General features: G+C 63.3%; 20 protein-coding genes. 6 read left to right on the forward strand and 14 right to left on the reverse strand.

Features of this window, described 5'->3' with window-relative positions; all coding sequences use genetic code 11:
* Window positions 1-70: 70 nt before the first annotated feature.
* Window positions 71-1,774, forward strand: a complete 1,704-nt coding sequence (locus tag ACODSZ_RS20380) for a ShlB/FhaC/HecB family hemolysin secretion/activation protein (RefSeq protein WP_488928429.1) — start codon at window positions 71-73, stop codon at window positions 1,772-1,774.
* A 44-nt stretch (window positions 1,775-1,818) separates the two neighbouring features.
* Here ACODSZ_RS20380 and alkB read toward each other — a convergent pair whose 3' ends face one another.
* From alkB to ACODSZ_RS20400, 4 genes are all read right to left on the reverse strand, one after another.
* Entirely contained in the window at window positions 1,819-2,472 is a 654-nt protein-coding gene (gene alkB, locus ACODSZ_RS20385; protein ID WP_175343182.1) for a DNA oxidative demethylase AlkB, read from the reverse strand.
* Window positions 2,469-3,380, reverse strand: a complete 912-nt coding sequence (locus tag ACODSZ_RS20390) for an alpha/beta hydrolase (RefSeq protein WP_008327503.1) — start codon at window positions 3,378-3,380, stop codon at window positions 2,469-2,471. Before ACODSZ_RS20390 ends, alkB begins: the two co-directional genes overlap by 4 nt.
* Window positions 3,381-3,433: 53 nt before the next feature.
* Window positions 3,434-4,546, reverse strand: a complete 1,113-nt coding sequence (gene ada, locus ACODSZ_RS20395) for a bifunctional DNA-binding transcriptional regulator/O6-methylguanine-DNA methyltransferase Ada (protein ID WP_008327501.1) — start codon at window positions 4,544-4,546, stop codon at window positions 3,434-3,436.
* 159 nt (window positions 4,547-4,705) lie between these two features.
* Window positions 4,706-5,224 (reverse strand): Lrp/AsnC family transcriptional regulator, encoded by a 519-nt coding sequence (locus ACODSZ_RS20400; protein ID WP_008327495.1) that lies wholly within the window; start codon window positions 5,222-5,224, stop codon window positions 4,706-4,708.
* 147 nt (window positions 5,225-5,371) lie between these two features.
* Here ACODSZ_RS20400 and hppD point away from each other — a divergent pair, with 147 nt between their 5' ends.
* Window positions 5,372-6,493 carry a 4-hydroxyphenylpyruvate dioxygenase gene (gene hppD, locus ACODSZ_RS20405; protein ID WP_488928430.1) on the forward strand — a complete coding sequence of 374 codons (1,122 nt, stop codon included), beginning with the start codon at window positions 5,372-5,374 and terminating at the stop codon, window positions 6,491-6,493.
* Window positions 6,494-6,674: 181 nt separating this feature from the next.
* Window positions 6,675-7,028 carry a hypothetical protein gene (locus tag ACODSZ_RS20410; RefSeq protein ID WP_488928431.1) on the forward strand — a complete coding sequence of 118 codons (354 nt, stop codon included), beginning with the start codon at window positions 6,675-6,677 and terminating at the stop codon, window positions 7,026-7,028.
* Window positions 7,029-7,061: 33 nt separating this feature from the next.
* On the opposite strand, the gene ACODSZ_RS20415 is transcribed toward ACODSZ_RS20410, so the two are convergent.
* From ACODSZ_RS20415 to ACODSZ_RS20445, 7 genes are all read right to left on the reverse strand, one after another.
* Window positions 7,062-8,432, reverse strand: a complete 1,371-nt coding sequence (locus ACODSZ_RS20415; RefSeq protein WP_488928432.1) for an MFS transporter — start codon at window positions 8,430-8,432, stop codon at window positions 7,062-7,064.
* A 46-nt stretch (window positions 8,433-8,478) separates the two neighbouring features.
* Complete coding sequence (locus ACODSZ_RS20420) at window positions 8,479-9,318, reverse strand: ABC transporter substrate-binding protein (RefSeq protein WP_008327491.1); 840 nt, start codon at window positions 9,316-9,318, stop codon at window positions 8,479-8,481.
* Window positions 9,319-9,581: 263 nt separating this feature from the next.
* Window positions 9,582-10,286 (reverse strand): ABC transporter ATP-binding protein, encoded by a 705-nt coding sequence (locus ACODSZ_RS20425; protein ID WP_034350128.1) that lies wholly within the window; start codon window positions 10,284-10,286, stop codon window positions 9,582-9,584.
* Window positions 10,286-11,062 carry a high-affinity branched-chain amino acid ABC transporter ATP-binding protein LivG gene (livG, locus tag ACODSZ_RS20430; protein WP_175343177.1) on the reverse strand — a complete coding sequence of 259 codons (777 nt, stop codon included), beginning with the start codon at window positions 11,060-11,062 and terminating at the stop codon, window positions 10,286-10,288. The genes ACODSZ_RS20425 and livG overlap by 1 nt, the downstream gene beginning before the upstream one ends.
* Window positions 11,059-12,285, reverse strand: coding sequence for a high-affinity branched-chain amino acid ABC transporter permease LivM (locus ACODSZ_RS20435; RefSeq protein ID WP_175343176.1), 1,227 nt, complete (start codon window positions 12,283-12,285; stop codon window positions 11,059-11,061). The genes livG and ACODSZ_RS20435 overlap by 4 nt, the downstream gene beginning before the upstream one ends.
* A 43-nt stretch (window positions 12,286-12,328) precedes the next feature.
* Window positions 12,329-13,255: a high-affinity branched-chain amino acid ABC transporter permease LivH gene (gene livH / locus ACODSZ_RS20440; protein ID WP_034350126.1), complete on the reverse strand. Its 927-nt coding sequence runs from the start codon at window positions 13,253-13,255 to the stop codon at window positions 12,329-12,331.
* A gap of 98 nt (window positions 13,256-13,353) precedes the next feature.
* Complete coding sequence (locus ACODSZ_RS20445) at window positions 13,354-14,484, reverse strand: branched-chain amino acid ABC transporter substrate-binding protein (RefSeq protein ID WP_008327475.1); 1,131 nt, start codon at window positions 14,482-14,484, stop codon at window positions 13,354-13,356.
* Window positions 14,485-14,896: 412 nt separating this feature from the next.
* On the opposite strand from ACODSZ_RS20445, the gene ACODSZ_RS20450 reads away from it, so the two are divergent.
* Window positions 14,897-15,709, forward strand: a complete 813-nt coding sequence (locus ACODSZ_RS20450) for a phosphodiester glycosidase family protein (protein WP_488928433.1) — start codon at window positions 14,897-14,899, stop codon at window positions 15,707-15,709.
* Window positions 15,710-16,257: 548 nt separating this feature from the next.
* Here ACODSZ_RS20450 and ACODSZ_RS20455 read toward each other — a convergent pair.
* A complete protein-coding gene (locus tag ACODSZ_RS20455; protein ID WP_175343175.1) occupies window positions 16,258-16,545 on the reverse strand; it encodes a hypothetical protein in 288 nt (95 codons plus the stop codon).
* Window positions 16,546-16,764: 219 nt separating this feature from the next.
* Here ACODSZ_RS20455 and ACODSZ_RS20460 point away from each other — a divergent pair, with 219 nt between their 5' ends.
* Window positions 16,765-17,616 carry a M15 family metallopeptidase gene (locus ACODSZ_RS20460; protein WP_175343174.1) on the forward strand — a complete coding sequence of 284 codons (852 nt, stop codon included), beginning with the start codon at window positions 16,765-16,767 and terminating at the stop codon, window positions 17,614-17,616.
* Between the two features lie 146 nt (window positions 17,617-17,762).
* Window positions 17,763-17,963, forward strand: coding sequence for a hypothetical protein (locus ACODSZ_RS20465; RefSeq protein WP_008327471.1), 201 nt, complete (start codon window positions 17,763-17,765; stop codon window positions 17,961-17,963).
* A 153-nt stretch (window positions 17,964-18,116) separates the two neighbouring features.
* Here ACODSZ_RS20465 and ACODSZ_RS20470 read toward each other — a convergent pair whose 3' ends face one another.
* Window positions 18,117-19,052 (reverse strand): CysB family HTH-type transcriptional regulator, encoded by a 936-nt coding sequence (locus tag ACODSZ_RS20470; RefSeq protein ID WP_008327469.1) that lies wholly within the window; start codon window positions 19,050-19,052, stop codon window positions 18,117-18,119.
* Complete coding sequence (locus ACODSZ_RS20475; protein WP_488928434.1) at window positions 19,049-20,128, reverse strand: sulfate/molybdate ABC transporter ATP-binding protein; 1,080 nt, start codon at window positions 20,126-20,128, stop codon at window positions 19,049-19,051. Before ACODSZ_RS20475 ends, ACODSZ_RS20470 begins: the two co-directional genes overlap by 4 nt.
* Window positions 20,129-20,136 lie beyond the last annotated feature (8 nt).

A 20,136-nucleotide genomic window follows, 5' to 3' on the forward strand; every position in this document is an offset into this window, starting at 1 on the left:
CAACACTTGTTTTTCTGGCATCTCAATTCCTTTTGAATCCTTGTCCGGTGCGGCTCAGGGACGTCTTTACATGTTTTCAATTTTTCGCTCTCCCTCTTGCCTCCTTGCGCTGGTCCTCGGTCTGAACCTGGTCATTCCACTTGCCGTCGCACAAACCGCCGTCAACCAGGAGCAGTTGCAACGCCAGCGAGAACGCGCTTTGCGCCAGCAACAAGAGCCGCGTCCCGACGTGAAGCTGGGCGTGCCCGCCGACAACGTGATGGCACAGGAATTTCCCGAGCACGAGCAACCGTGCCGGAGGATCACCTTGATTAGCTTGGAGGGTGAGGAGGCCGACCGCTTCCGCTTTGCGCTCGACAGCGTGACCGGGCCGCAGGGTGCGACTGGCCGCTGCCTCGGTTCGCAAGGGGTCAACCTGGTGCTGGCTCGCGTGGAGAGCGCCATCGTCGCGCGCGGCTACACCACCACCCGCGTGCTGGCGCGTCCGCAGGACTTGTCCACGGGGCGGCTGGTGTTGAGCGTGGTGCCGGGCCGTGTGCGCCACATCCGCTTTGCGGCCGATGCCGACGCGCGCGGGACCGCCTTCAATGCCCTGCCGGTCAGTCCTGGCGATATCCTCAACCTGCGCGATATCGAGCAGGGACTGGAAAACTTCAAGCGTCTGCCGACCGTCCAGGCCGATATCAAGATCACGCCCTCCGAGGATGAGGGCGCCCAGGCAGGTGATAGTGACCTGGTGATCCATTACCGGCAGTCCTTCCCCTTCCGTCTCACGGCATCGTTCGATGATGGCGGCAGCAAGGTCACCGGCAAATACCTGGCCGGGATTACTTTGTCGTATGACAATTGGTGGACCCTCAATGACCTCTTCTACGCGAGCGTGAGCCGCAGCCTGCATCACGATGGCGATCACGGCAGCCAGGCCTACACGCTGCATTACTCCCTGCCCTGGGGCAACTGGATGGCCGCCCTCACCATGTCGGGCAACCGCTATCACCAGACGGTCGCCGGTGCCTTCGAGAATTTCGTCTACAGCGGGCGCGCCGAAACCACCGAGTTCAAGCTGTCACGCCTGCTCTCCCGCGATGCCGGCAGCAAGAGCGTGATCTTTGGCAAAGCCTTGCTGCGCAAGGCCTACAACGCCGTCGATGACCTCGAGATAGGCGCCCAGCAACGCCGCACCACGGCCTGGGAGGCGGGCCTGAATCACCGGCAGTTCGTGGGCGATGTGATTGCCGACGTCACACTGGCCTATCGCCGTTCGCTCGATACGCAAGGAGCCGAACCGGCCTCCTCCTTCGACCTGCCGCAGATCGGTACCCGCTATGGTCTGTGGCTGCTGGATGCCTCGCTCAACGCGCCGTTCCGGCTGGGCGGTGCAAGGCTGCGCTACGACGGGACGCTGCGCGCGCAGTGGAACCGTGGCCGATTGCCGCCGCAGGATCAGTTCTCCATCGGCGGACGTTACACGGTCCGTGGTTTCGACGGCGAGCTGACCCTGCAGGCCGAACGCGGCTGGTTCCTGCGCGATGAGCTGGCGCTGGAAATGGGAGAGAGCGGGCAGGAAGTGTTTGCCGCCGTCGATACCGGCGCGGTAGCAGGCCCGACGGCACAGTTCCTCACCGGCCAGCGCTTGACGGGTGCCGCACTGGGCTTGCGCGGCAGCGTAACCAGGCTGAGCTATGAGATGTTCGTGGGCACGCCGCTATCCAAGCCGCAAGGTTTCCAGACCGCCGCCGTGACGGGAGGCGTCAACCTGCAATGGACATTCTGAGGCGAGTTCTCTGCCGGCAAGACATGCTGCACGATGGGGAGCGCTCAACGGGCGCGGCGGAAAGTAAGGTTGTAGCGGCAGCGTCCGGTGAGCGCATGCTCGCCCTCGCGCAACGGATCGATGCCGTGGAAGGCCAGGCGCGCCGGGCCGCCCCACACCACCACATCGCCACTTTCCAGGCGCATGCGCTGCGGCTTGTCGGTGCGTGCCATGCCCCCGAAGAGGAAAGTCGCAGGCAAGCCCAGCGAGACCGAGACAATCGGTTGGGTCATGTCCAGTTCATTCTTGTCCTGGTGCAGCGACATGCGGGCAGCAGGTTCATAGCGATTGATGAGACAGGCGTCAGGATCGAATCCGGCGAAACCCGCCGCCGCCGCCGCCCGCCCGGCCAATGCCGCGAAGAGGGAGGGCATGGCAGGCCAGTCGCGCTCGACCAGCGGATCGCGTGACTGATAGCGATAGCCGCGACGATCCGTCACCCAGCCATACCGACCGCAATTGCTCATCGCTACCGACATGCGAAAACCTCCCGGTGTCTGCATGTGGCGCAGGGGCGAAGCTTCCAGCACGGTGTCGATGGCGGCCATCAGCCGGATCGCTTCGTCCTCATCGACAAAGGCGCGCAGCAGCAGCGCGCCCTCGGTGAGGGTCTCCATCGAAGGATCACGCGCCAGGCCGGCGAAGAGATCGCCGCTCACCGCGCGGGCTCCGGACGTGGTGGGGGATTGTCGATGAAGTGGCTCACTTCATCCAATGTCGGCGCGATGAAGCGCAGCGGCCTGGCCAGACTGCCGACCAGCGAGGCATGCGAGGTGTTGTCGAAGTAGCGCTCCACCACCGGCACCTGCCGGGCGCGCAGCAGCCTGGCCAGGCCAGCGGTGTTGCGTTCGGCCGAGACCAGCCGGTCCTTGTGCGAGGCGATCAGCAGCGCGGGGGGCGCACCCGCCTGCACGTGGCGCACCGGTTGCGAATCCGGCGGGGAATCGGGGGCGAAGAAAACCGGTTTCACGTCCGCGTTTTCGATGGGCAGGAAATCATACGGTCCGGCCAGTCCGATCCAGCCGCGCAGAGCATCCGGCGAGGCACCCGCTGCGTGCAGCCAGCGTGGGTCCAGCGCCACCATGGCGGCGTTGTAGGCACCGGCACTATGTCCCATGACAAAGACGCGCTGTGGATCGCCACCCAGCTCGCGCACCGAACGCAGGGTCCAGGCCACGGCCTGGGCACTGTCCTTGACGAAATCCGGATAGCGGACTTCGGGATAGACGCGGTAGTCCGGCAGCACCGCGATGTAGCCACGCGAACTCAAGGCCTCGCCGACGAAGGCATAGTCCTTGCGGCTGCCCTCGTTCCAGCTGCCGCCATAGAAGAAGACCACCACCGGCAAGCCAGGACCGGAACCGGCTTGCGGGGCGCCGACCGGGCGATAGATGTCGAGCTTTTGACGCGGGTTATCGGTGTTGGCATACGCCACGCCTTCGGTCTTGACGTAGGAGGAAGTGGGCGTGAGGGCATTGATGGCCGTCAGCGGTGAACAGGCGACGACGCCACCCAGGATCAGTACCGCGCCAGCGAACGCGAGACCGGCCTTGCCAAGTACGTGCATGCGCAACTCCAGCCATGAAGAAAGGCCTATTGTAGCCGCGCACGACAAAGCCTTCAGGAGGGGGCGTCGTCCCGGCTCCCTGCTTCATGCGCGAGCAAGGCGGCCTTCCGCGCGATACCCCAGCGATAGCCCGAGGGCGTGCCATCCAGGCGCACGATGCGATGGCAGGGAATCAGCAAGGCGATCTCGTTGCGGGCACAGGCATTGGCTACGGCGCGCACGGCATTGGGCTGGCCGATGCGCGCGGCCAGTTCGGCGTAGGTCAGCGTGATGCCTGGCGGCACCGCACGCAGGGCTTGCCAGACGCGCTGCTGGAAGGCCGTGCCACGGATGTCCAGCGGCAAGGCAGTGCCCTGGCGAGGGTCGTCCAGCGCTGCCAGTACCTGCGCGAGAGTCTGCTCGAAGGCGGCATCACCGGGGGCGAGATCGGCGTGGGGAAAGCGGTCCTGCAGTTGCTGCAACAGGGGCTCGGGCTCGCTGCCCAGGGCGACAGCGCAGATGCCCTGTTCGGTCGCTGCCACCAGCAAGGCCCCCAGCCAGCATTGCGCCACCGCGAAGCGGATTTTCTCGCCCTGGCCGCCGCGCCGGTAGACGTCAGGCTGCATGCCCAACTGCGCGGTACTGCGGGCATAGAAGCCTCCGCTGGAAGCAAAGCCGACTTCGTAGAGCGTCTCGGTCACGCTGGCACTGCCGCCCAGTTGCGCGCGCAGGCGTGCGGCGCGGTAGGCCTCGGCATAGCCCTTGGGGGTGAGCCCCGTCTGTTGCTTGAACAGACGATGGAAGTGATAGCGACTCAGACCCGCGGCCTGGGCCAGGGTGGCGGTGTCAGGCGGTTCACCGGCCTGCTCGATCAGGCGGCAGGCCTGCGCGATGGCGCGGGCCTGGCGTTCGTGCAGGGGGGGCTGGTCCGGCTTGCAGCGCTGGCAGGGACGAAAACCAGCCGCTTCGGCCGCCGCACAGCTGGCATGGAAGTCCACATTCCTGCGCAAGGGCGTACGTGCGCCACAGGAGGGCCGGCAATAGACACCGGTGCTGCGCACCGAATACCAGAACCGACCATCGAAGCCGGCATCGCGCTGCTGCACGGCTTGCCAGCAGGTTTGCGGGTCGAGGAGCGCAGCATCGGTGGCCGGGCCCGGCATGGGGGTAGAAGTCATGGTCAGCATGGAGTGCTCCCGGAATCAGATGGCACTGATTCTAGGCGCGTGCTACCGACGATGCACTCCGATCATTGCTTTTGAATTTCTGCGTGGATGAAACGCATCATCGGACAATTCAATGATGGCAGCCGTCCATCATTGAATTTTCACATCATGTGGTTCAGCTCATTGCGAGAAACGGATGCGCTGGCGCGACTTCACCGGCTGCATCACGTGTTCCAGCGGCAGCTCGTGCGATTGCTTGACCTTCTTCAAGGTGATGTTGGACTTGACGTTGGTCACGCCCGGCAGGCGCAGCAGCCGGGTCATCATGAATTCGGAAAACGCCGCCAGGTCGGGGGCGACGATGCGCAGGATGTAGTCGCCCTCGCCGGTGACGGAAAAGCACTCGGTCACTTCCGGCATGGATTCCACGGCTTTCTCGAAGAGTTCGCCACGGGTTTCGCCCTGGCGGTCCAGGGTCACGGTGGTGAAGGCGGTCACGCCCAGGCCGACCACGGCCGGGTCCAGCACGGCGGTATAGCGCTCGATGACATGGGCTTCTTCCAGCCGTTGTACGCGACGGCTGATCTGCGAAGTGGACAGATGCACTTTCAGACCCAGCGCGCTATTGGTAATATGGCCGTCTCGCTGCAATTCGGTCAGCAAGGCCAGGTCGTAGCGATCCACGTTGATGATGCTCATTTGTCTCTCCAAAGTTCATATTTAAGAATTATTTGTGCATATTATCTAATATATCGCGCAAAAAACAATCACAAATTGCAGTCTTGACGCAATAAACTCCTCGCATGGGCCGCGCTTGTCGGCCCTCCCTATTCGAGGAGACACCAGATGGGCCACGCAGACACCCAGTTCGCCACCGCAGCCGCCAATACCACCAATACCACCACGGCCAGTGGCGACCTGTTCGACAACCCCATGGGCACCGACGGCTTCGAGTTCGTCGAGTACACTGCCGCCGATCCGGCCGGCATTGCCGCCGTGCTGGAGCTGATGGGCTTCACGGCGGTGGCGCGCCACCGTTCCAAGAATGTCACCCTGTATCGCCAGGGCCAGATCAACTTCATCCTCAACGGCGAACCCCACAGCAATGCCGCCGCCTTTGCCCAGGTGCACGGCGCCTCGGTCAACGCCATGGCCTTCCGGGTGCGGGATGCAGCCCATGTGTACAAACGTGCACTGGAACTGGGCGCTGAAGGCGTGGAAGCCAAGCTCGGTCCGATGGAACTGAACATTCCTGCCATTCGTGGCATCGGCGGTTCGCTGCTGTATCTGGTGGATCGCTATGGCGACAACGGCTCCATCTATGACGTCGATTTTCAGTTCTTCCCCGACGTGGAGCGCAACCCCAAGGGCGTCGGCCTGACCTACATCGACCACCTGACCCACAACGTCATGCGCGGCGCGATGGATACCTGGTCTTCGTTCTACACGCGCCTGTTCAACTTCCGCGAGATCAAGTATTTCGACATCGAGGGCAAGGTCACGGGCCTGCGTTCGCGCGCCATGACCAGCCCCTGCGGCAAGATCCGCATTCCCATCAACGAGAGCGCCGACGACAAGTCGCAGATCGAGGAATTCATCAAGCAGTACAACGGCGAAGGCATCCAGCACATTGCCCTGGGCACCGACGACATCTACCAGACCGTGCGCGCCCTGTATGCACGGGGGGTGCCGCTGCAGGACACCATCGCCACCTACTATGACCTGGTGGAGCGGCGCATCCCCGGTCATGGCGAAGACCTCGATGCCCTGCGCGAGCTGAAGATCCTCATCGACGGCGCGCCCACGGCGGGCCAGGGTCTGCTGCTGCAGATCTTCACCCAGAACCTGATCGGCCCGGTGTTCTATGAAATCATCCAGCGCAAGGGCAATGACGGTTTTGGCGAGGGCAATTTCAAGGCCCTGTTCGAATCCATCGAGCTGGACCAGATGCGCCGTGGCGTGATCTGACCGCCGGGTGAACGCGCTCCTGCAGCCGCCATGCAAAAGACGCAGCGCCCTGGCCGGGCCTGCGTCTTTTCGTTTTTTTACTTTCCGAGACTCAAGATCGCGCCGGGAACGCCGTAAATCCATGCAAAGGCAACACCGCTGTCCCCTTGCAATCCCTTGCGCCCAACGGGCCGGAGTCCGCATGAACGTCGCGTATGAACAAGAAAAACCTGCCCACGCCCCAGCTGAACCGGCCATGGCAGACACGCTGGACCATGACCCCGCCGAACTGGTGGCGCAATTGAGTCATCGTATCCTGCTGCTGCAACAGCAGACCCAATCCCTGGCCCGCTTCCCGGCCAACCGCGACGGCAAGCAGCAGCGTCAGTTGCTGCAGCAGCAGATCCGCACGCTCTACCAGCAGTTGTTCGTGCTGGAACAGCAGCAGGCGCGACAGCGCAGGCGCGGCGAAAACTATCTCAGCATGGCCCTGTCGGTGGCCGCCCATGCCGCACACCAGCATGCCCGTGGCGGGCTGGCGGCAGCGGTGCTTTGAGGACGGTTTTGCTTCCTTGAAGATTCTGCCGGCTCAATAACGCAGCCGCGACAGGCTCACCAGACAAGCCGCACCCGCCAGGGCAGCGGCAAAGCACAGCACCGGTGCATAGGGCGTGGCCGATATGCCCATGAGCATGGCCACCACCGAGGCACCCACAGTCTGCCCGGTCAGGCGTGCCGTTCCCAGCATGCCGCTGGCACCGCCCGTACGCTCACGTGGCGCGGCGCTGATCATGGTGCGATTGTTGGGCGACTGGAACAGCCCGAAGCCAACCCCGCATACCGCAAACATGGCCAGCATCACGCCATCGGGCGTGCTGCGGTCCACCGTCAGCAGGGCCAGCAAGCCCAGGCACATCACCGCCAGCCCCACCCCGCCCAGCAAGCCTGCCGAGATGCGATCCGAGAGCTTGCCCGCCACCACGCCGGTGAGCGCCACCGCAATCGGCCAGGCCGTCAGCAACAGACCGGCGCGCGCTGCGCTCATGCCGAGTTGATTCTGCAGCAGGAAGGGCAGCATCACGAAGACCGACATCTGCGCCGCGAAGGAGCAGAACGAAGTACCGATGGAGAGTGCAAACAGGGGAATGCGCAACAGGTCCAGCGGCAACATGGGCGCACTGGGCGATTGCAGCTTCAACAGCAGCACCAGGCTGATGACAGTCAGCAGCGCGCACAGTGCCACCACCCAGCCGCCTTGCAGATGACCGATGGCATCGATGGTATAGAGCAGCAAGCCGATGAAGCCCATGCAAAGCAAGGCGCTCTGGCGATCAAAACGGCGTTCCGAGAGCGGATTGGCCGGCAAGGCGCGGCTGCCCACGGCCAGCGCTACCAGGCCGAGCGGGATGTTGATGAGGAACAGCCAGTGCCACGAGGCCAGATGCAGGATCAGGCCTGCCACGGTCGGCCCCAGGGCATTGCCGGTACCGGCTACCAGGGCGTTGTAGCCGATGGCACGACCCAGCAGGCGGGCTGGATAGATGAAGCGGATCAGTGCGGTATTGACCGAGAGGATCCCGGCTGCGCCCAGCCCCTGCAGTACCCGCGCCAGGCTCAGTTGCAGCATGTCGCCGCTGGCCGCGCAGGCCAGCGAGGCCAGCGTGAAGAGAAACAGCCCGCCCAGGTAGACGCGCCGGTAGCCGATCACTTCTCCCAGCGACGCCAGCGGCAGCAGGCACACCGCCATGGCGATCTGATAGCTGTTGATGACCCAGATCGCATCGGCGTTGCTGGCCTTGAGATCGGCCGCCATGGCCGGCAAGGCCAGGTTGGCGATGGAGCCGTCGAGCACGGCGATGGTCAGGCCCAACACCACCGTGGCGATGGCCAGCAGGCGCTGGCGCGGCGGCAGGCCGTCATGATCGGGAGAAACGCAAGGAAGAACGGAAGTAACAGACATGACTCTGCGCGGGGGCGCCGGGAAGACAGGGAAAGAAACAGGGCGTCTAGCGGAACGCCGAAATGGGCGTCAACTTCTTGTCGCGGGGAATATTGAACTTGGTCTTGGGACCATACCACTTGGTCCACAGGGCATCGATCTCGCCCTCCTTTTCCAGTGCGGCCAGGGCCTGGTTGACGGCATCGAGCAGCCGGTGCTCTCCCTTCTTGACGCCCAGTGCAGTGGGCTCCCAGGCCAGTGCGCCTTCGACGAAGCGGAACCGTCCGCCCGACTCATTGACGAAACGAATGCCCGAGGGCATCGAAATGGCCAGCGCATCGACCTGACCCTGCGCCAGCGCCAGGAAGGATTGCGGCGTGTCGGTGAAGGTCAGCAAGCTGGCCTTGCGCAGCACGCGCCGCACCGCCTGCTCCGGAGTGGAATCGCGATTGGCGCTGATGCGCTTGCCGTCCAGGTCGGAGACCAGGTTCAGGCCGGAATCACTCTGTACGATCAGCTTGATCGGGTTCTGGTAATGCGAGGCCGTGAAATCGATCAGGCGCGCGCGTTCGCGGGTATAGCCCAAGGCCGCCGAGACCAGGTCCACCTCCCCCTTCATGAGCGCCGGTAGACGCCCCTCCACCGTCACACTGCGGTGCTGCATCTGTACGCCCAGCTTGCGAGCGACCGCGCTGCACATGTCGACATCAAACCCGACGATCTGGCCGGTCAGCGGATCGGAAAATCCCAGCGGCTCATTCTTGGACAGCGTGGCGCAGATCAGCACGCCACGCGCCTCTATCTGCCCCAGGCGGTCTGCGTGCGCCGCAGCGGGAACCAGCCAGGCCCCGGCCAACAGCAGGCTGCCCATGCCCAGTTGCTTGAGTTGCTGCGAAATCTTTTTCATGCTTTTCCTCATCGAGCGTCGAGGATAGCCCGAAACAATCCCGGATGTCACTCGCAGCAGACACTCCCATACACTTTACAAACAAATCTCTCTACGCACCAATACAGTACCCTGACAGTTTTCGGTACACATCACCTGACATGACCTGTTCACCCTGCCCTGCCGCTTCATCTGGCCGGTCCACAAGACAACGGCCCGGTCGGGTGAGGACCGGGCCGTCATCGGACAGCGATCAGACAGTCAACGGACAGTCAACGGACAATTCAGCCGTGGCCCAGATAAGCCTTGCGCACGTCGCTGTTGGCCAGCAGGTTGGCACCGGTATCGGACATGACCACATGGCCGTTTTCCAGCACATAGCCACGGTCGGCCACGCCCAGGGCCTTGTTGGCGTTCTGCTCGACCAGGAACACCGTCACGCCGCTGTCGCGGATGGTGCGGATGATCTCGAAGATCTGCGCAATCACCAGCGGGGCCAGGCCCAGCGTGGGTTCGTCCAGCAACAGCAGGCGCGGCTTGCTCATGAGGGCGCGGCCAATGGCCAGCATCTGCTGCTCGCCGCCGGACATGGTCCCGGCCCGCTGGGCCGCTCGCTCCTTGAGGCGCGGGAAAAGGCCGAAAACGTACGCGATGCCCTGCTCGATCTCGTCATTGCTGGCGAAGAAGGCGCCCATCTGGAGGTTCTCCAGCACGGTCAGACTGGGGAAGACGCGTCGACCTTCCGGCGAGATGGCAAGTCCCCTGCGCATGATCTCGTGGGTCGGCAGCTGGGTGATGTCCTGGCCCTCGAAGATCACACGACCGCCGGAGGCACGCGGACGTCCGCACAGCGTCATCAAGAGGGTGGTCTTGCCGGCACCGTTGGCACCGATGAGGGTGACGATCTCACCCTTTTCCACCTTCAGCGATACGCCGTGCAGGGCCTCGATGGCGCCATAGTGGGTATGCACCTTGTCAAACTGCAGCATCATTCTTCTCCCAGATAAGCCTTGATCACGCGCTCGTCGCTACGCACCTGTTCGGGGGTGCCGGTGACGATGGGCTTGCCGTGCTCCATGACCAGGATGCGGTCGGAGATGCCCATGATGAGGCTCATGTCGTGTTCGATCAGCAGCACGGCCACGCCGTGCTCGCGGCGCAGGCGGTCGATCAGTTGCGACAGCTCCTGCTTCTCCTGCGGGTTCAGGCCGGCGGCCGGTTCATCCAGCAGCAGCAGGCGCGGCCTGGTGATCATGCAGCGGGCAATCTCGACGCGGCGTTGCAGACCATACGAGAGCGTGCCCGCCTCACGATTGGCCAGTGCGGTCAGGCCGAGCTGATCCAGCCAGTAGGCCGCGCGTTGCAGCGCCTCCTGCTCGGAGCGGCGATAGGCCGCGGTCTTGAGCAGGCCCGACAGCAGGTTGGTGTTGACCTGCTGGTGTTGTGCCACCAGCAGGTTTTCCACCACGGTCATGGACTTGAAGAGGCGGATATTCTGGAAGGTCCGCACCAGCCCCTGCTGCGCCACCTGGTGGCTGGGCTGGCGGGCAATCGAGACGCCATCGAGAGCGATCTCGCCCGAGGTCGGCTGATAGAAGCCGCTGATGCAGTTGAAGACGGTAGTCTTGCCGGCCCCGTTGGGACCGATGATGGCGAAGACTTCGCGCTCCTGCACGGCCAGCGAGACGCCATCCACGGCCAGGAGGCCACCGAAGCGCATCGACAGGTTGGACACTTCCAGCATGGTTTTCATGGACGAATTCATTGCGGCAACTCCACGTGCGGACGGGTTGCAGGGAGCAATCCTTGCGGACGCCACATCATCATCAGCACCATCACCAGGCCGAAGATCAGCATGCGGTATTCGGCAAAGCTGCGCGCCAGTTCCGGCAATACGGTCAGCAGGATGGCGGCCAGAATCACGCCCAGCTGCGAGCCCATCCCCCCCAGCACAACGATGGCCAGGATCAGGGCGGACTCGATGAAGGTAAAGGATTCCGGCGTCACCAGACCCTGGCGGGCGGCGAAGAAGGAACCGGCCAGGCCGGCGAAGGCGGCACCGAGCGTGAAGGCGGAAAGCTTCACGCGGGTTGGATTGATGCCCAGCGAGCGGCAGGCGATCTCGTCTTCACGCAGCGCTTCCCAGGCGCGGCCCATGGGCATGCGCAGCAGGCGGCTGGTGACGAACCAAGTAAAGAGCACCATCAGCAAGGCCAGGAAGTACAGGAAGATCACCATATGCGCGCCCTGATAGCTCAGGCCGAACATCTGGTGGAAGGTGGTGCCGCCTTCGGTCAGCGGATTGCGCGCCATCACCACGCCGAACACGGTCGGCTTGGGGATGCCGGAGATGCCATCCGGTCCGCCGGTCAGGCTGGTCATGTTGTTGAGCAAGAGACGGATGATTTCACCGAAGCCCAAGGTGACGATGGCCAGGTAGTCACCGCGCAGGCGCAGCACCGGGAAGCCCAGCAGGAAGCCGAACAGTGCGGCGGCAGCCGCCGACAGCGGCACGCACTCCCAGAACGAGAGGCCGAAGTACTGGTTGCACAGCGCATAGGTGTAGGCACCCACGGCATAGAAGCCGACGTAACCCAGGTCGAGCAGGCCGGCGAAACCGACTACGATGTTCAGACCCAGGCCCAGCACCACGTAGATCAGCGCCAGAGTCATCACGTCCACATAGCCGCGCGAACCGAAGAAGGGCCACACCAGCGCGGCCATCAGCAGGATCATCATGGCCGCGCGCTGCTGGCCCGGCTGCATGCGCGGCAGCGTCGGCAGCTTGATGCCGGCGCGGGTGCGCAAGAGCGCCGGCTTGGCCAGCTGGAACAGGAACACGGCCAGCACCGCCACCAGCACCGGGGTCCAGTGGGTATTGAGGACCACGCGGTAGCCCTCCAGCTGCAGCTGCATGCCCAGCAGCGGGATGGTCAGTACGGCGGTCACCAGCGCCGCCGCCACGGCATTCTTGAAAGTCTCAGGCATCACGCCTCCTTGAATTTGTCGTTGTCCGTCGAGCGCAGCAGGCTCAGACCTTTTCGATGTCGGGCTTGCCCAACAGGCCCGTGGGACGGAACAGCAGGATCAGCACCAGCAGACCGAAGGACACCACGTCCTTGTATTCGGAAGGCAGATAGCCGGCCGCGAAGGTCTCGGCCAGACCCAGCAGTACGCCGCCCAGCATGGCGCCGGGAATGCTGCCGATGCCGCCCAGCACCGCCGCCGTGAAGGCCTTGATGCCGGCGATGAAGCCGATGTAGGGATTGAGCTTGCCGATGGTCAGCGCAATCAACACGCCGCCCACCGCCGCCAGCATCGCGCCCAGGACGAAGGTGAAGGAAATCACCTTGTTGGTATCGATGCCCAGGAGGTTGGCCATGCCCATGTCTTCAGCGCAGGCGCGGCAGGCACGGCCCATGCGCGAGCGTGCGATGAACAGCGTCAGGGCCACCATCAGCACCAGCGTCACGCCCACGATGACCATGCGCGAATACGGCACGGTGACGGTGAAGTCGCTGCCCATCTGGAACTCCAGCGCGCCCGAGATCAGCACCGGCACCGACATGTCGCGTGCGCCCTGGCCGATCTGCACATAGTTCTGCAGGAAGATGGACATGCCGATGGCCGAGATCAGCGGCACCAGGCGCGGCCCGCCGCGCAAGGGACGATAGGCCACGCGTTCGACGGTCCAGCCATAGAGGCCCGTCACCAGCACCGAGACGATGAGCGCACCGCCCAAGAGCAGCGGCAAGGGATAACCGGACTGCACGCCGATGGCTGTGAGCGTCACCAGGCCGACGTAGGAGGCGATCATGTAGATTTCGCCGTGGGCGAAGTTGATCATGCCGATGATGCCGTAGACCATGGTGTAGCCGATGGCGATCAGGGCATAGATCGCACCCAGCGAGAGCCCGTTGACGAGCTGCTGGGTCAGTTGAGGGAGCAATTCATTCATGAGGGAACCCGGAAAGTGGAAATGCCCCATTCCGAAGCAATGGGGCATTTCGCGGTTTGACGTCAGGTCAGACAGTCAGGCCAGCGATTCGAAGAGAATCACTTGGCTTCGGTCTTGGTGGCATCCTTGTGCCAGGTGAAGACCACGAACTTGAAGGCCTTCAGGTCACCCTTCTTGTCGTATTCGACGTTGCCGATGGGGGTCTTGAAGCTGTTGGCATGGATGTAGGCCGCGACCTTTTCGGGATCGGTGGACTTGCTGCCGGTGATGGCGTCGGCGATGATCTTCACGGCCGAGTAGGCCGGCATCTGGAACGGACCGTTGGCGTCACGCTTGGCGGCAGCGAAGGCCTTGACCAGGGCGGCATTGGCCGGGTCGGCGGCGAAGTCGGCCGGCAAGGTCACCAGCATGCCTTCGGAGGCCGGGCCGGCGATGGCGGTGATGTCCTTGTTGCCCACGCCTTCGGGGCCCATGAAGACGGCCTTGACGCCCTGCTCACGCGCCTGGCGCATGATCAGGCCCATCTCCGGGTGGTAGCCGCCGAAATAGACGAAGTCCACCCCCTGCGACTTCAACTTGGTGACGATGGCCGAGTAGTCGCTGTCACCGGCGTTGATGCCTTCGAACACCACCACCGGCACCTTGGCCGCATCCAGCGCCGCCTTCACCGAGGAGGCCACGCCCTGGCCGTAGGACTGCTTGTCGTGCAGCACGGCGACCTTCTTGGGCTTGAGCTTCTCGATCACGTAGCGGGCGGCGGCAGGACCTTGCTGGTCGTCGCGGCCGATGGTGCGGAAGATGAACTTGTGCGGCTTGGCTTCGGTCAGCTGCGGTGCAGTGGCCGAGGGGGTGATCATGACCACGCCTTCGTTCTCGTAGATATCGGAAGCCGGAATGGTAGAGCCGGAGCAGACGTGACCAATCACGTACTTGATATTCTGGCTGACGATCTTGTTGGCCACGGCCACGGCCTGCTTGGGTTCGCAGGCGTCATCCATCATGACGGCTTCGAACTTGTTGCCGTTGGCGCCGCCGGCGGCGTTGATCTGTTCGATGGCGGTGAGGGCACCGGCCTTGACCATGTCGCCGTACTGGGCCACGGCACCGGTCAGGGGACCGGCGATGGCGATCTTGACGGTTTCGGCGTGGGCCAGGCCGGCCGAGGCGGCACAGCCGGCGAAGGTGGCGGCGGCCAGGGCGATCTTGGTCAGACGGCTTGCAAACTTCATTGTCGTTTCCTCCAGGATGGAACGGATTCAAGAGGCGCCGTTACCTGGCCAGCAGGCCGGCGCGCGTAGGGTTGTGGATACCTGACCCCGTTTTACGGGAGGCTGGCCGCAACATGGGGGCAGAGTGTAACACTGCCGTCATTTGGGGCAAATTTTTTTTGAAATTTCGTCAAACCCCATCATTTATGCGCTGCCCACTTCGATTTTGCGCACATTTCATGCTGTTTTTCTTCATTTTCCCACATTCGGTGCAGAACCGCACTGCAACAAGATCCAATTCGGTGCATTGTCCTGAAAGGCTTGATGGGACTGGCTTTGCGGCCTGATCCGGATTTCCCGTGGCAAGCCCGGCTTGCGCCATTTACAATACCGCCTCGCCCTCCGCATTCCCGCAGAACAAGACCTGGTTTCGATGCTTCGCTTCCCTCTTTTTCCCTCCCGCCACCTGCACCCTGCCCTCCTGCGACTGCTGGCCACAGCAAGCCTGGTACCGGGACTGCTCCTGGGAGGCAACAGCCCGCGGGCGCAGGCGGCCGAGGTGCGCCAGTACCAGTATCACCGGGTCTTCATCAGCACCTGCCGCGCCGATCCGCGCAGCGACAGCATCCGCATGTACTGGAAGGATGCCAACGGCACGCCGCTGGGCAATTTCAGCCGGCTCGACGCGCATTTACGCGATCAGGGTCAGCAGATGGTGTGTGCCACCAATGCCGGCATCTATGACAAGCAGTTGCAGCCGCTGGGCTTGTATGTGGAAGGCGGCAACCAGTTGCGCCGCCTCAATACGCGCAAGAACGCGTATGGCAATTTCTATCTGCAACCCAATGGGGTGTTCGTGTTGAGCGAGCGTCAGGCTTACATCGTCGAGACCTCCGACTATCAAGCCGAGCTGGGTCTGTGGAATGCCGTGACGCGCTATGCCACGCAATCAGGGCCCTTGATGATCGTGGACGGCCAGATCAATCCGCGCTTCGATCCCGATTCGGCCAACAAGGTGGTGCGCAATGCGGTCTGCCTGGACGCGGCCGGCATGGTCACGCTGGCCATTGCGCGCAATCCGATCAGCTTTTACGATTTCGCCAGTTTCCTTCGGGATGAACTCAAATGCAGTGACGCCTTGTACCTGGATGGCAGCATCTCGCGCATGTATCCCACGCTGGAAGCCAATATGGGTCCGGCGTTCGGGGCCATGATTGCGGTGGTGAAAGGGGATGGGGGGAAGTAGCGGCGAAAACCGCTACTTGAATGGCAGTACTGAACTTAGATCTTGACCAGCCAGCTTCTGGAAGAATTACCTTGCAGGGGTAAGCACCAGGATCTTGAGCCCAGCGAGCTATCTCGGTACTCGGCATCTTTTCAACCTACATCGAGATCTTTACGAGATCACTGACTTGCGTAGCAACATAGGTTAATTTGAGGACTTGGATGACCACGTAAGGCTCCCACAAGACAAAAAAAAGCCCGCAGCCAATACACTGCGGGCAAGTTCCCTATCAAGAGGGAGGTTGAAGGAACAGTTCAACCACCTGTACGACTACGGGCCGCAAAAAAAAGTTCGGAAAGATTTTTCGCGCACTGATACAGATCCGGCCTGCAAGCCAGGTCATCAGCAAGAAGCTTCACATTTCCCTGAAAAAGCCGCAATCCACCCTCCCCCCCCCGCCAAACAAGAAAACGCCGCGACAGTCGCCCGTCGCGGCGTATGCAGTGCTGTTCCCACTGCGGGAGAGGGTGCGGCTCTTGCCGTTCTTGTTGGCTCTTATGATGTGGCGCTTACTTTTGCGTACCGCTGTCGCCAGTGGTGGCCGGCGGCGTGCTCGGGCTGGTGGCCGCGGAATCCGAAGGCGTGGTCGGGGTCGGAGCAGCCGGCATGGCGGTCGAGCCCGCAGCGGTACCGGAATCCGCCGGCGCCGGCGTGGTCGGGGCGGTGCTTGCCGGTGCCGGTTCCGATGCGGCCGGCGGGGCGGCAGCAGGAGCGGCCGGCGCTTCGTCGCGCTTGTTGCAACCCGCCAGAACAGCGGTGAATACGGCGGCAGCCAAGAGGGTGTGACGAATCTGCATGTGATGCCTCCTAAGGTTGTTGAAGGGATTTGCCGAAATGGCGGCCCGCCAGGCACAGAGCGCCCGCTTGCCGGAATTCGACAGCTTCTGGACACCGATTATTCCCGCTCCGGCCCGCCGAGGCTGTCAGAAAACAGCGCATCTTGATGTCAGCCATCACAGGCAGTGTGGCATCCATGACAACACTTTCCCAGCGAAAAACCCGTATCATCGCCTTCCATGACGACTCCGACCGCCCGCTTCCCTGCCCTCGCCCGCTTGCCTGTCTGCCGCTTGCTGGCCCTTGCCGCCAGCGTCCTGGCCACGTGCCTGCCGCTGGCCGCCCATGCCGACATCACGCCGGTCTCGCCCGCCCAGTGCGCCCAGATGCGCAACAACAAGGTCATCACCTCGGGCAATCCGGTGCGCTGCACGCAACTGGCCACGGTCAGCTTCGACTACACCGATTTCGACGGCGCCACCCGCCACGGCAGCGTGGTGGTACTCGATGCCCTGGCGCCCCAGGTGGAAGCGCTGTTCGGCGAGCTGCTGCTGCGCTCCTTCCCGCTGGCCGGTGCCCAGCCGCTGGAAGCCTATGAAGGCGACGACCAGCGCTCCATGGCCGCCAACAACAGTTCGGCCTTCAATGGCCGGCCCATGACGGGCGGTGGTGGCTGGTCCAAGCATGCCTATGGCGCGGCCATCGACATCAACCCGCTGCAAAACCCGTATGTCAGCAAGGCGGGCAGCACCGAACAGGAGGTCCTGCCGCCGAAGGGCGCAGCCTATCTGCAACGCATGCCGCTGCAACCGGGCATGGCCGAGGAGGTGGTGAGCGTCTTTTATGAACACGGATTCCTGGTCTGGGGCGGCCAGTGGAAACAACCCATCGATTACCAGCACTTCGAGATCGGCAGCCGCAGCTTCATCCTGAAACTGGCCAGCCTGCCCAAGGCCCAGGCACGCGCCGAGTTTGAACGCTACGTCGCCCGCTACCGGCGGTGCGCACATCCGGACGGGGCACAGGCCGATGACGATGCACCCGAAGATACCCGCCTGCGCGATCAGTGCGCCGCGCGCCTGCGCAAGTAAGCAGCGCACGCCGTCCATGCAGGACAGGTAAAGATGCGCAAGTTTCGGTAAACCGCCGCAGCAGACACCAAGTCCCCCCCTATACTGCCCCGGCAATACCGGTCTGGGCGCTGCCCGGGGGACAGCCTTACTTGAGGAGTGTACGCATGTCGATCAATTCCATTTCCGCCATTTATCACGGCAACGCACCAGCCGGCGGCCAGCAGGCGCAGAAGAAACCAGCCATCAATTTCAACGACATCCTGAAAGCCACCGGACAGTCCACCCAAGTGGCCCAGTCCACTACCGCCCAGCCCAGCAGTACGGATACCAGCACCTTCACCACGACACCGACCCGCACGGTGTAAGCGGCACCACCCCGCCCGCAATGACAAAGGCCGGACAGTGCGCAAACACTGCCCGGCCTTTGTTCTGTCACTTCGGGGAAGTGGCCCGGTACAGTTCCACTCCCCCGCGACATGCCACACCATCTGGCCAGTCTCCCCTGCCCGGCCGTCCCTTCAGGATTGCGCATTGGCCTCATTGAGCGCATTGACGATGTCGGCGCGCTTGAGCTCCGGCGCGAACTGCTGGATGAAATCGAAGGCATAGCCGCGCAGATACGCTCCCCGCCGCACTGCGAGCCGCGCGATATTGGCCTTGAACAGGTGCGAGGCATGGATGGCCACCATCTCCTGATGCTTGCCCTGATCCACCGCCATCGAGGCCACCAGCCCCACACCCATGCCCAGCGAGACGTATTGCTGAATCACGTCGGAATCCATGGCCGTGAGCACGATGTCCGGTTCGATGCCGGCCTGGCGGAAGGCTTCATCGATGTGGCCCCGGCCCGTAAAGCCGACGTCGTAGGTGATGAGCGGCCAGGTACCGAGATCGTCCAGCGTGACCTGCTCCAGCCCCAGCAAAGGATGGCCTTGCGGCACCACGATCACGTGGCTCCAGGTATAGCAGGGGAAGGACACCAGTTCCTTGAACTGCGACAGGCCTTCGGTGGCGATGCCGATGTCGGCCTTGCCCGAGATGACCCATTCGGCGATGTGTTCCGGCGCGCTCTGCTGCAGGGCGATGCGCACCTGCGGGAAGGCATCGCGAAACGCCTGCACCACGCGCGGCAGCACGTAGCGCGCCTGGGTGTGGGTGGTGGCAATGGAGAGCGTACCGTTCTGCTCACCGGCGTATTCCTTGCTGGCACGGCGCAGGTTCTCGGCTTCCAGCAGGAGCCGCTCGACGATGCCGAGGATGCCCTTGCCGGGTTCGGTCAGGCCGGTCAGGCGCTTGCCGTTGCGCTCGAAGATCTCCACGCCCAGCTCTTCCTCCAGCTCACGGATCTGGCGGCTCACTCCGGGTTGCGAGGTGAAGAGCACATTGGCCACTTCGGTCAGGTTGAAGCCGCAACGCGCGGCTTCGCGGATGGAACGCAGCTGCTGGAAATTCATCGTGCCTGCCCTCCTTCCTGCTGTGCAAAGACCTGCAGGCGGCGCGGACGCACCACCAGCGTCTCGCCGTTCTTCAAGCCCAGTTGCGCGAAGCGTTCATTGGGGATGACGGCTTCGATCAGCTCGGCATTGTCATCGCGCTCCAGTTCCAGTTGCGCCAGCGGACCGATGGCATGCGCGCGCCGCAGTTGTACCACGATGCCTTCGGCACCGGGCGCATAGCGCTCCACGTCGAGATCATGCGGACGCACGAAACCGACGCCGGCTGCATCGCGGATATCGTCGTGGCCGGGGGCCTCGAAGCGCGCACCACCGGCATCGAGTACGCCTTCATGCAGGCGACCATGGAACAGGTTCACATTGCCCAGAAAGCCGTAGACGAAGGGTGAGGCCGGATGGTTGTAGACCGTCTCGGGCGTGCCGATCTGCTCGACCTGCCCCTTGTTCATCAGCACTACCTGGTCGGCCACTTCCAGCGCTTCTTCCTGGTCGTGGGTGACGAAGATGCTGGTGACGTGCAGTTCATCATGCAGGCGCCGCAGCCAGCGGCGCAGTTCCTTGCGCACCTTGGCATCGAGGGCACCAAAGGGTTCGTCCAGCAGCAGCACGCGCGGCTCCACCGCCAGTGCACGGGCCAAGGCAATGCGCTGGCGCTGGCCGCCCGAAAGCTGCGGCGGATAGCGCTCGGCCAGCCAGTCCAGTTGCACCAGTTCCAGCAGACGCTTGACCTTCTCGCCGATGATGGCCTCCGAGGGACGTTGCGCACGCGGCTTGACGCGCAGGCCGAAGGCGATGTTCTCGAACACGGTCATGTGCTTGAACAGCGCATAGTGCTGGAACACGAAACCGACCTGGCGTTCGCGCACGTGGCGCGCCGAGGCGTCTTCGCCATCGAGCAGCACCTGGCCCGAATCGGGCGATTCCAGACCGGCGATGATGCGCAAGAGCGTGGTCTTGCCGCAGCCGGACGGCCCCAGCAGGGCCGTCAGTTCGCCCGTCGGAAAATCGAGCGAGACGTCGTTGAGCGCGGTGAATCTGCCGAAACGCTTCTGGATGTGATGGACTGCGATGCTCATGGTGACTC

This window comes from Herbaspirillum sp. FG34, from assembly GCF_057809315.1.